Origin of the sequence: Microcoleus sp. CAWBG58 (genome assembly GCF_020883045.1) — a bacterium.
In the GTDB taxonomy this organism is placed as follows: Bacteria; Cyanobacteriota; Cyanobacteriia; order Cyanobacteriales; family Microcoleaceae; genus Microcoleus.
Window position 1 is genome coordinate 1 of record NZ_JAHRFA010000029.1, and the last position, 11505, is coordinate 11505.

7 protein-coding genes and 2 pseudogenes are annotated in these 11505 nt (G+C 47.2%); 4 read left to right on the forward strand and 5 right to left on the reverse strand.

Going from position 1 to position 11505, the window contains the following annotated elements:
* A pseudogene (locus QZ918_RS14960) lies at positions 1 to 117 on the forward strand (IS30 family transposase); the annotation flags it as partial.
* Positions 118 to 578: 461 nt separating this feature from the next.
* Positions 579 to 1654, forward strand: a pseudogene (locus QZ918_RS33265) (ISKra4 family transposase).
* A 567-nt stretch (positions 1655 to 2221) separates the two neighbouring features.
* Here QZ918_RS33265 and QZ918_RS14975 read toward each other — a convergent pair.
* Positions 2222 to 4546 carry an IMS domain-containing protein gene (locus QZ918_RS14975; protein WP_293336318.1) on the reverse strand — a complete coding sequence of 775 codons (2325 nt, stop codon included), beginning with the start codon at positions 4544 to 4546 and terminating at the stop codon, positions 2222 to 2224.
* Between the two features lie 277 nt (positions 4547 to 4823).
* Here QZ918_RS14975 and pdhA point away from each other — a divergent pair, with 277 nt between their 5' ends.
* Together pdhA and QZ918_RS14985 are read left to right on the forward strand one after the other, a co-directional pair.
* Complete coding sequence (pdhA, locus tag QZ918_RS14980; RefSeq protein WP_293143419.1) at positions 4824 to 5852, forward strand: pyruvate dehydrogenase (acetyl-transferring) E1 component subunit alpha; 1029 nt, start codon at positions 4824 to 4826, stop codon at positions 5850 to 5852.
* A 221-nt stretch (positions 5853 to 6073) separates the two neighbouring features.
* Positions 6074 to 6520, forward strand: coding sequence for a pepsin/retropepsin-like aspartic protease family protein (locus QZ918_RS14985; RefSeq protein ID WP_293336320.1), 447 nt, complete (start codon positions 6074 to 6076; stop codon positions 6518 to 6520).
* A gap of 134 nt (positions 6521 to 6654) precedes the next feature.
* On the opposite strand, the gene QZ918_RS14990 is transcribed toward QZ918_RS14985, so the two are convergent.
* The 4 genes from QZ918_RS14990 to QZ918_RS15005 all read right to left on the reverse strand — a co-directional run bounded on the left by QZ918_RS14990 (position 6655) and on the right by QZ918_RS15005 (position 11152).
* On the reverse strand, positions 6655 to 7752 hold the full coding sequence (locus tag QZ918_RS14990) for a M24 family metallopeptidase (RefSeq protein WP_293336322.1): 1098 nt from the start codon (positions 7750 to 7752) through the stop codon (positions 6655 to 6657).
* Positions 7753 to 7953: 201 nt separating this feature from the next.
* Positions 7954 to 9039 (reverse strand): galactose-1-phosphate uridylyltransferase, encoded by a 1086-nt coding sequence (gene galT / locus QZ918_RS14995; protein WP_293336324.1) that lies wholly within the window; start codon positions 9037 to 9039, stop codon positions 7954 to 7956.
* A 175-nt stretch (positions 9040 to 9214) separates the two neighbouring features.
* Positions 9215 to 9403, reverse strand: coding sequence for a hypothetical protein (locus QZ918_RS15000; protein WP_293143430.1), 189 nt, complete (start codon positions 9401 to 9403; stop codon positions 9215 to 9217).
* A 630-nt stretch (positions 9404 to 10033) separates the two neighbouring features.
* Positions 10034 to 11152, reverse strand: coding sequence for a glycoside hydrolase family 1 protein (locus tag QZ918_RS15005; RefSeq protein ID WP_293336326.1), 1119 nt, complete (start codon positions 11150 to 11152; stop codon positions 10034 to 10036).
* Between the last annotated feature and the right edge of the window lie 353 nt (positions 11153 to 11505).

The following is an 11505-nucleotide window of genomic DNA, read 5'->3' on the forward strand; positions in this document are numbered from 1 at the left end:
GAGTTAGAAAAGGCAGTGGATTTGATTAACAATCGACCGAGGAAATCGCTTGACTATCGAACCCCTTTTGAAGTATTCTATGGACATACATCAGACACTGTTGCACTTCAGATTTGAATTGGCGAATTGACCCTTATCGTGACTTAAAATTTCAAAATACTCACCTAGCCGAGTTACATATTGACCGGGCTTATTTATCTAGTCATTGGGTGACACAACGGGATGATAAATTACAAATATTTTGCAAGGCGTGGCCGGTCAAAAATTCTGGACGGTTTGATAAAAATTCTTTTTTCCTGGGAGCATCCCAATTTTGTAGTAAGTATAAATACCGATAGAAATTACAGCAGATCGATCGGAAAATAGAAATCAGAGACCAATACTTCGGACAGTTTTTGAACGACTCTGTAAGCGTTACAGCGTAAGCCCTGGCATTTTTAATGTTTTTTTGAAACGAGCGGGCTAGAGTTAAAGATTGAAAAAATACTCATCCCTATAGCCATCAAAGGTTTGAGATACTCTCCTTAGATCTAAAACTGTCCGGAGTATTGAGAGACAATACGACAAACAAAATAGATATGACCCCAGAAGAAGAGCAAAAAGTCAAAATAAATCTCCAAGAAATAGCAGCTATCTTTTATAAAAACACCCCAGTAGAAAAACTACAAGACTTTGGGGCTGTAGAACTGAGTGTGAGGGAACATTTAATTGAAACAGTAGCACCAGAAATTAGCAGTTTTTTTTAACTCAGCGGGTGGACTAGGTTCTGGTAGAAAAAGAACTATAAAAAGTTGTGTAGGAGAAATAACTCTATCGAGTAAACAAGCGCAAAGGTTGGGAGTAAAGAAGGGAAGTCGTCTAAGTCCTAATGAGTGAAAAATGTTGTTTATTATTAGTGGGAAATGAATCTTTTGCCAATGCCGAGAGAGAGCTCAAAATGTTGACAGGAATTTATGTGCCCCACAGTGCACAACATCGGCTGTTAGAGCGTTACAAATTGCCTGAGCCTCAAACTACCGAGAAAGTACAAGCATTGAGTATAGACGGAGGAAACGTCAGACTAAGAACTGCTTTAGGAGAAGAAAGTATCTGGAGCAATTATAAGGCAGTTAAGGTACATAGTCAAGTAGGAGCAGCCTTCTTTCAAAATAATCCAGATTTAGTGGCGTGGGTAAATAGCCAAATCAAGAGTGAAGCAATAACTTGTTTGGGAGATGGTCATGATGGAGTGTGGAATCTATTTAATCAAATTGGGACTAGAGAACAAAGAAGAGAGGTACTAGATTGGTATCAGGGGAATAGAAAATTTACATAAAGTAGGAGGTTCGCTCAAATGACTGAGGAGAGCGCTTTCACAAACTGTGGGAAGGGTCAACATTAGAAGCTATAGCCGAATTTGTAGGAGTTACGAGTAAAGGGAGTGAAAAGTTCCAGAAATATCTGCTAAAACATCAATCAAGAATCCCAGATTACCAAAATTATCTTTATTCAGGGCATTGACATTGGTTCGGGAGCTGTAGAGTCTTTAATAAAACAGATTGGAGCAAGAATTAAGATTGTATGTGCACAGTGGAACGAAAAAAATGTGCCTCAAATTTTAAGACTGAGATGTGCATATTTAAATAACCAGATCAAACTCGGTACTTCTGCTTAGTTAAAAAGTGGGATGCTCCCCTAAAACAATTGTAACGCCGCAATCAAACTAAACCCCTACTAGGGATTGAAACTGATATGCTGGAGATAGCCAGAGGCTCAATTGGGGGCTTTGAGCCGCAATCAAACTAAACCCCTACTAGGGATTAAAACCTCAACCTTTATTGGCTACACCATAGGAATCATAAATAAAACGCCCGCCTTCAACAATTATCTGCAATTCACAACTCCGACTTTAAGAATTAATATTTTCAATAATTATTAGAAATTGGTAATTGGCAATTAGTGGGAGTATCTCAATCAGTGCTTTTGTCGTGCCAGCGTCCCCGATCGCAAATCTTGTATATATAGCATTTATCAGAAAGATTCGCGGACGTTGTTGGGAAGAAGGCCCTATACGTTTAAGGGTTGTGTGCGCTATCAGTTATACCTCATATTTTTGAGAAAGGCTATATAGCGAGCGAAGACGCTCGCACTACTCACAAAAAAATGCTTTTCACATTCATTGAGATCCTCGGGTAACTAGCAACCACAAATTACCCACTACCAATTACCCATTACCAATTCCTTACTTCATCACCTGCCAATCCATAATCCGCCACTGTCCGTCTTGGCGGATTAAATCGTAGCGGATCCGCAGGTTTTCGTCCCGGGAAGTCACTAGCTGATCGCGATCGAAGGTTTCGGCTTTTTCGCTGACTTGGGCTTCTACTTCGGCGCGATCGGGATTAGTCGGATTCGTCTTAACTCCTTTCACTTCTAGCTTGTGCACGTAACGCTGGTGGGCGTTGTTTTTCTGTTGGGCATCTGCCATCAATTGCCAGCGAGACAAAGCCGGTTCTGTGAGAACTTTCTGTAATTCTTCGACAGCATGATTGGGGCCCAAGGCCGCTGCTTTCGCTGACAGCCAGTCTTGAACTATTTGTTTGGCTCCTTCTTCCGTCATTGCTCCCGACACAGGCGCGGGGGCCGGGGCACCAGGCTCTGGGGCCGGGGCTAGTGCGGGGATTTCTATGGGCGGTGCATCCAGGCTGACGCGGGCTTGTTCTCCTTCGAGAGATGGGCCTGAGAGGGCTTGCAAGGCACTCAAAAACAGACTGAGTATTAACCACAGAATTAACAGGCTCAGGACGGCTGCGACGACAAGCAGAGCCAGTTTATTTGGTGGCAGGGACTTGACTTGGGCGGAAATTTGGGATCCTAGGGTGCGCGCCCGATCGGCAAAAGAACCTGTTAATCCCTGCCCGATCGCTCCGCTGCGTCGGCTCGAACTCGGGCTCCTGCGCGGTTTTGAGGTCGAGGCGGCAGGCCGTCCCGCCGTAGCTGTCGGGAGAGAGACGGCCGCCGCCCCCGCCCCGATTCCTGCCGCCGTTGCCTGATATTTCGGCGCTGAAGCTGCGCTGGAGCTGTCAGTCGGTACGGGGGTCAAGGTGAGACTACTGGCTGCCTGTTTGGCTGCCGGAGGCAGAGGAGGTGCAGGCGGGCGATCGCCCGGTGGTTGCAGTTTCCCCTGAGGTTTGCCCGATCTCGGTTGCACGACGACCCATTCGTTCGCAGTTTCGGCATCCGAGGGCAAAGCTTCTAGGTAAGCTTGGACTTTGGGATCGGCAAAATAATCTTTCAAAGAGACAGGCTGGTTTGCCAAGTCGCGGAAGTGAGGAAACACTTCTTCTTGCAGCCAGTGTTCGGCGTACAAGCAGAGTCCCGGCAACAAATCGGGAGAATCTTGGGAATGTTCGCGAATGAAAGCGAGGGGTTCTTTTTCCGAACTGAGTTCGAGAGATCTGCTGGCTTCTTCTGTCTGGCCCAGCAGCAGCGAACACACGGCTTTTTCGAGGTGAACGTCTTGGCGGCGGCCGAGCTGCATCAGCATCAGCTTGGCGCGGCGGATCATCGAAGGCTGTCTGGCGGCAAATCCTTGGGCTAACAGGGTGTAGACCGAGAGGTAAGTGGCCACTGCGGAGGGGCGGCCGGCTTCAGCTTCAAATAGGGTCTGCTGCTCGCTACTGGTTAGGTGTTTGCGGAGTTGCTGGACGAAGCGGAGGAAGTCTTCTATTCCTAAACCCGATCGATCGTCCCCCGAGCCATCGATGCCACCCCGTTCCTCCAGCATTTCTCGCAGGATTTGCAGTCCCTGGCGGCGCTCGGAGACTTTTTCTTCGGGGAGCGATAGTAATTCTAAAATGTTGTACGGACGGAGTTTGTATATATCGGTTTGCATTTCACCCCTCACGCTTGGAAATAAGCTTTCGCGCAGCAGCAGTTCTTGACCTGCGTCTAGTGATTTTGCCGCATTTTGGTATTGACCTTGCTGCCACTGTTCGCGGCCGAGTTCTAGGCAGGCCAGGGCTACGGTTAAAACGATATCGGGCCGCACGAGCTGCGGGTCGCCGAAGCGGCCTTCGTCGATCGCGATGCTGCCATTGTTGAGATACGGGCGCCCCAGCTTCTGTACGAGTTCGTATTCCCCCAGTTCTTGCAGTACGAGCAGGGCTCCTACGAATTGGTTGTCATCGATTTCAATACTTGGAGTGTGGGGGTCAGGAGCAGCGTCTAAAGCCTTAGACTCTGCCGCAACGGTTTCTCCTGCATCTTGCAGGACTGTGGCCGGCCCAGTAGAGGTTTTCGACCTCTGCTTGGCCGCCATGGCTGCTTCCGACTCTCGATCGTAAGTTTTGGCTAAAAAACTGACATCATAAGCTTTGCGCCCGTCTGAGTCTGACAGAACGGCGCAGGCTTCATCGATCAGTTGTTTGCGGGCGACGATCGCAACTTCGGAATACTCCCGGCGTGGAAGCTGTAAAGTTCGATCGCGGTGAGCCTGCTGCAACTGTTCGGCAGTAGCTTGAATCGGTAGACCCAAAATACGGTAGTAATCTAGTGGAATGAGCACTGTCCACTTCCCCAAAGCGCTAGCAACTGAATTAGCCTATCTTAGCTAAGGTTGGTTTGTAACAAAAGCATTGCTGACAACTTAATCGGGTTTTGATGGGGTTGGTTCTCCCCCTACTCACCTTTGACACCCCAAAGTTCATTTTAACAACGAACTATCGGCTGCACAGAAAATGTGCGATCGTTTTCTGCTGCGGTTCTGTCCACTCTCGGTTTACATTGATTGGAGTATGGCAAGATGCCACCTGTCTAGTTCGCCGATCGGGTATTAATTTTTTATGGAACGGACTTTACCAGTTTTTGACGCACAAAGCGTAACTATTTCTCGGGATGAGGGCTTAATGCTCTACGAGGATATGGTTTTGGGGCGCTACTTTGAAGACAAGTGCGCTGAAATGTACTACCGGGGCAAAATGTTTGGTTTTGTCCACTTGTACAACGGGCAAGAAGCGGTCTCGACTGGCGTGATTCGATCGATGCGTCGGGATAGTACCGATTACGTCAGCAGCACCTACCGCGATCACGTTCACGCTTTGAGCGCGGGCGTACCGGCGCGGGAAGTGATGGCAGAGTTGTTCGGGAAGGAAACTGGTTGCTCGAAGGGCCGCGGCGGTTCGATGCATATGTTTTCAGCCGAACACCGGCTCTTGGGAGGCTATGCTTTTGTGGCTGAGGGGATTCCTGTAGCTACGGGGGCGGCTTTTCAATCGAAGTACCGGCGCGAAGCTTTGGGAGATGAAAGTTCCGATGGCGTGACTGCTTGTTTCTTTGGCGATGGTGCTGCGAATAACGGGCAGTTTTTCGAGTGTTTGAACATGGCTGCTTTGTGGAAATTGCCGATTCTTTATGTTATCGAAAACAACAAATGGGCGATCGGCATGGCCCACGAGCGAGCTACTTCTGACCCGCTGATTTACAAGAAGGCTCATGCTTTTGGCATGGCCGGTTTTGAGGTTGACGGGATGGATGTTTTGGCGGTGCGGGAAGTCGCGAAGGAAGCTGTAGCGCGGGCGCGGGCCGGCGAAGGGCCGACTGTGATCGAGGCTTTGACTTATCGTTTTCGCGGCCATTCCTTGGCAGATCCTGATGAATTGCGATCGAAGGAAGAGAAGGAATATTGGTTCCCCCGCGATCCGATTAAGAAGTTGGCTGCTGATTTGATCGATCGCACTTTGGCTACTGCTGAAGAATTAAAGGCGATCGACAAAAAGATCGAAGCTGTAATTGATGATGCAGTAGAGTTTGCGGAGAAAAGCCCCGAGCCAGATCCGAGCGAATTGTATCGGTATATCTATGCTGAAGATTAGTAATTTTTAGAGATATAGTCGATCGAGCTCTCATATGAGGTACGTTGTTGGGCTTTAGCCCTCTGAGTAGAGTGGTTATATAAGCTGTCAGTTATACCTCATCTTTTTGAGAAAGGCTATATTTGGGGTGCGGTTGCAGCCACAGGTTCTAACTTGTGGCTGCACGAATTTAAAGCTAAAATTAAAGGTAGACTTTGGAGACGAAAAAAGAGGCAATTTTTATGATAAATTGCGATCGAATTCAGATTAATAAAAATAAGGTTGCAGTTCGAGTCAAAGTCAAGCTTACGAATGCAATTGATGAAGTCTTGGTTAATCGAGGATTGCTCAAACCGAATCTTGTGCGCGTTGCCGAAGCAGAAGCAGTGATAAATACTGGTGCAGTACGCACAGCAATTCCTGTAGAAGTTTGCGAACACCTCGGCTTAAGAATTCGGAGTCAGGAAATAGCAAAGTATGCTGATGGCAGACAAGAAACAGTGGGATTGAGTGGGCCTGTGATTATTGAAATAGAAGGGCGCGAGACGATCGAGGCGGCGATGGTTTTAGCCGATATCGTGCTAATCGGTCAAACCGTGTTAGAAACTTTAGATTTGCTAGTAGATTGCAAGAATCAGCGTCTAGTTCCCAATCCCGAAAATCCCGAAAGGCCTGTATTGAGAGTTTAAAAAAAACATTCCGGGCGGGTTTACAGATATAGAAACATTCTCGGTTTTTACAACCTGATTAATTGCTGCAATCATTGCGCGAATTGCATTTATCTTCTTCCTTCTTACTTCTTCCTTCTTCCTTCTTCCTTCAGCTATATTTCCAGTGGCAACGGGCGCAACCTTCCCTCTACTTCTACACTCGGCCAATTGCGATCGAAAGTCAAATTTTCCAAAGTTCCATCGCTACCAATTACAAACGTATCCTCAATTTTTGCTCCCGACAAACTCGGATTCCAAGCCACAACCATATTTTCTGATAAAACATCTGAAGTAGCCGGATTCGCCACCACTTCTCGCGCCAAATATCCAGTAGTTCCGCCTTGATGGTGTTCCCGAATTGCTTGAGGATATCCGTGCTTTTCGTAAGCTGTTTTCAGCGCATAATAAACAGCATTCAGCGATACTCCTGGCAGGCAAAAATTCAGCGCGGCGGCTTCAATTTCTCTGACTGTTTGGTGCAATTCATCATCCTTTGGTTCCAGGAAATCGAAACAGACAAACCTGGTTAAATTCGCATACAAACCGTTGCCTCTAGCGCAAAATACTAGCATTGCTTGCTTCCCGATTTGTTCGGCGGTAGCGGTGGCGTGGCGGTATAGCCGCAAACGCCTTTCTCCAGCAACTAACGTCAGGGCTGGATGCAAACCTCTCGCCCACAAAGCTTCTGCACCGGCACCCGCTAGCTGATATTCTGTCCATGTTGGTTTGGCTGCCGAAAGTACCTCTGTCATCGCTTCGCTGGCTAAACTTCCGACTCGCCGGTAGCGCTCTAATTCGCTTGACATCATGGTTTGTTTGCGGGATTTTAAGGATGGGGCGATCGCCCTTTCTGTCGCATTTGGTCGATCGCACATCACGTTACCGCCACCAGCGATCTCTTTGACAAAACTCTCGCGCTGTGCAACATCCGCCCAAGGATAGATGTACATTTGAAAGTTGGCTGGCAATTCTTCGTCTTGCAAGCGCTGGGCTTCGATTTCATCTGTCAGTACCCAAGCTGTATCGGCGGTAATTAATATTTCTGCAACTCCGGTTTCTGCGGTTAGCAATACTGTGTTGGAAGCGCCCGCAGTTGCCCAGGCAAACCAGTCTGTACCGCGCAACCGCAGGGCTATCGATCCGGTTTCTGTTAAGGTTTGGCGGATAAATTCGAGTTTGCGATCGACTTCTGGGTTTAATGAGTTTATCATAAAGGTTAGTAGTGAGGACTTCAGTCCTTCCTAAAGGTTCGTAGTGAGGACTTCAGTCCTTCCTAAAAGGTTCGTAGTGAGGACTTCAGTCCTTCCTAAAAGGTTCGTAGTGAGGACTTCAGTCCTCTCTAAAAGGTTCGTAGTGAGGACTTCAGTCCTCTCTGAAGAAAGGACTAAAGTCCTTACTACGAACCTGTTTTATTAAAATAGATTTACGGATACGGCTTGCAATTCTTTGGCTTTTTCTTCGGGTAATGCGTCGTTGGCAAACATTCCGGCGGCGAGTTCGGTTCCTGCTAGATATTTTAGCCGATCGCTCGATCGATAGGGCGGATAAAATTGAGCGTGCAAATGCGCCTCTGGATGCAGTTTCCCATCTGTCGGCCCTTGAAACCAAGCCATCAAGTAAGGAAACGGGCGGTTCCACAAACCGTCGTATTTGAGGGTGACTGTTTTCAAGGCTTTGGCGAGCGATCGGCGCTGCGGTTCGGTAAGATCGATAAATGTGGCAGCGGGAGTTATGGGCGCAATCCACACTTCGTAAGGGTAGCGGGCGCAAGCGGGCACAAAGGCGATCGCCTCTTCGTCTAAATAAAGAATTCGCTGTTTGTCAGCAATCTCTTTTTGAATCAAATCTTGCAGTAAACCGGAACTGTTTTTTTGATAGTAAACCGACTGACATTCTAACATCCGTGCGGGCACTGGTGGCACGAACGGATAAGCGTAAATTTGACCGTGGGGATGGTGCAGAGTTACTCCAACTTCGACGCCGCGATTTTCAAAGGGCAAGACGTATTGAATTTCGGGATTGCTGCCAATAACTGAAGTGCGATCGGCCCATACTTCTAACAGCAATTCCAAGTGAGATAACTCTAAAGAACCGAGGGAAGCCTGCGGATCTTGAGTGAAAACAACGACTTCGCAAATGCCCTTAGCTGGCAGAGTTTCGACAATATTTGGAGGTGCGTTTTTTGCCTGCAAAGTCATCGATGGAAAGCGGTTGTCAAACACTGCCACATCGTAATCTCCCGGCGGCAATTCTGTCGGAAATTTGGGGTTAATTGTCGCAGCCAGCGGGTTGTATTCTGGTGGCGGCATGAAAGTTCTTCCCTGGCGGTGGCTGGCGTAGGCTACCCATTCCCCGCGCAAAGGATGCCAGCGAAAGTGCGGGTTTGCTTGTACCGGTTCATTGCTGGGACTTACGGCCGCGATTCCTTCTGGGATTGGGTAGCGGCTGTAGAGTGTCAGGGGGCGGCCGTCGGGTTTTCGCAATGTTTGGGAGTGCATTTTTGTCGGGCGGGCGATCGCTTTTAATAGATGTTAGGAGTATAACTTCGTGCTGTGAGAATCCGCCCCTACCTAAAGTCGCAAATTATCTTAAAACCCACATTCTTCACCCCCAACTGGCACATACACCGATCGAGCGGATCGAAGTCGATAGTTTGAAATAAAAACAGACACATCAAGAAACACTATTTAGTTGCCATCCTAAATGCTTAGCAATATCTTCGGCATTAATATAACCTTCTTTTACTGCACTACCAAGAATTTCATTAACAAAAATATGCATTGTATCTAAAAGCTGCGATAAATCCAAAGTGCAGGAATTATATTCCCCTGTCCCAAGAATTGTAAATTCACAATCTGCCAAATTTTTATTAAGGATTGGTGCGATTTTTAATAGAAAATCGTTAAAAGTTATACTCGCTTTCCTTCCAGCAGATAGTTCTAAAATCTGCCAGCACCATTGTTCCTCAAAAGCATCAAGAATGTCATGATATAAATGTAGTTCTATCTTTTTGCCAGCTAATTGTATGATAACATAACGATTGTGTTCAAAAAAAACGTTTTAAATTCATTTCAAACTCAGAATATTCATCTAATTCGTCTTCGGGAGGGTTATAGAAATTATCTTTTATGTTCCCTTGGATTTGAAAGCTAATTCGATCGATGTTGTTCATGCTTGCTAGTAGCTTGTAGGGTGCGTCAGTCTTGAATTTTTTACGAAAACTTTGAGTTTTCTCAACTGACGCACCCTACTAATTGGGCCAGTTGCGTAAGTTCAGGCTGGTAAATAATCGGCGTGTTTTGCTGGCAATTGCGATCGCCCTTCTCTCCCCCTCGAAAATAGAAGAGCGATCGCCCCTTTATATCTAATCCCAAATCCGGCTTAAATACCCCCTCAATCTCTTAGTCCGCGAAGGCGGACTTCGTTTGTATAGAAGCGATTTCAATCGCCGATTGAAATCGCCTATTTTTAAATCGCCGATCGCCCAGATTGTCAATCCTGCAACTTCATCAACGGTTCAATCTGCTGCCTTTGAAACTGCAATTCATCCGCCAAAGGCTGGTAAATTTCCCGATCGCCCTTTTCATCGCAATAATCCCACAAACCATTGTAACAGTGGCGATCGTCATCCCAACCAGGATGGTTGACAATCGGATACAAACAAACTCCATCCACCGGAACTCCGGCTTTGATCGCCGCCGCTACCTCCGTGCACACATAATTGAACCAGACAGGTCTAAAATCGTCTTCAGTACCTGTTTCTGCAACGAATAAGGGCCGGCCGTAGCGATCGAACACTTCTTGCAGCATTTCGCTAAACGGGCGGTACAGCGGATCGGTGTATTTCATCGGATTTTCATTGTGAATCCACTGATTGCGATCGTAATAATTCACCCCAATAATATCGAGATACTTTTCCTGGCCGCCGAGTTCGGGGCGAAAACGTCCGGCCAACATATCCCAAGCTTGATATTGAGATAAACGATAACCTTCCGCCGCGTCTTTATCCTCCGGTTTGTCGGGGTCGGCAATAATGTTAATTACCGGGTCGATTTGCACGATGCGCGTGCTGGGATTGACTTCCCAAACTGATTCTATCGCTGCGATCGACGCTTTGATCAACTGGATTTTGAGTTCGTCTCCCCGCCCTTTTGCAAACGGATTGATATAAGCAACATCGCCGCCGGCCCAAGCAATAAATGAAATTTCATTGACAGGTGTCACGAAAGGTGTTTGGTCTGTTTCCTCCGTTAGCACTTGCATAAAAGCACGCACCATATTGGCAAACCTGGTCACGAATTCGGGGCTGAAAATATCAATATCGTCGGGCCAGCCGTAGTGAAACAAATCCCAAATTACCTGCATTTTGGTGTCGCGGGCGGCGCGGATAATTGGTAGGGAACTGGAAAAATCGTATTTTCCGGGAGTCTGTTCTATCAAATGCCAGCGGAGGCCTTCGCGGACTGTGTAAATGCCCTGTTCTTGCAAGCGTTGGTAGTCGGCTGCTGCAAATTTATCGTGGCCGGTGGCGGCTGTGACATCGAGGCGTTTTCCCGATCGCAATTTGTGGGTGGAACATTCAAATCCGCCCATGAAAAAACTTTGAAACATTGCTGGTTATTGGTTATTGGTTATTGGTTATTGGTTATTGGTTATTGGTTGTTGGTTATTGCGAATTTAGTAGGGTGCGTCGCCCTCGACTAACTTCAACTCAAACCAAAAATCTCAGTAGCGACGCACCTTTAGTATCGTAGGGTGCGTCGCCCTCGACTAATTTCAACTCAAACCAAAAATCTCAGTAGCGACGCACCTTTAGTATCGTAGTATCGTAGGGTGCGTCGCCCTCGACTAGCTTCAACTCAAACTAAAAATCTCAGTAGCGACGCACCAGACTAAACAGTAAGTTACGTCAGACTTATGGCGTTATGGTGCGTCGCTAAGGAATCTTTGTAAATAGCTGGGAT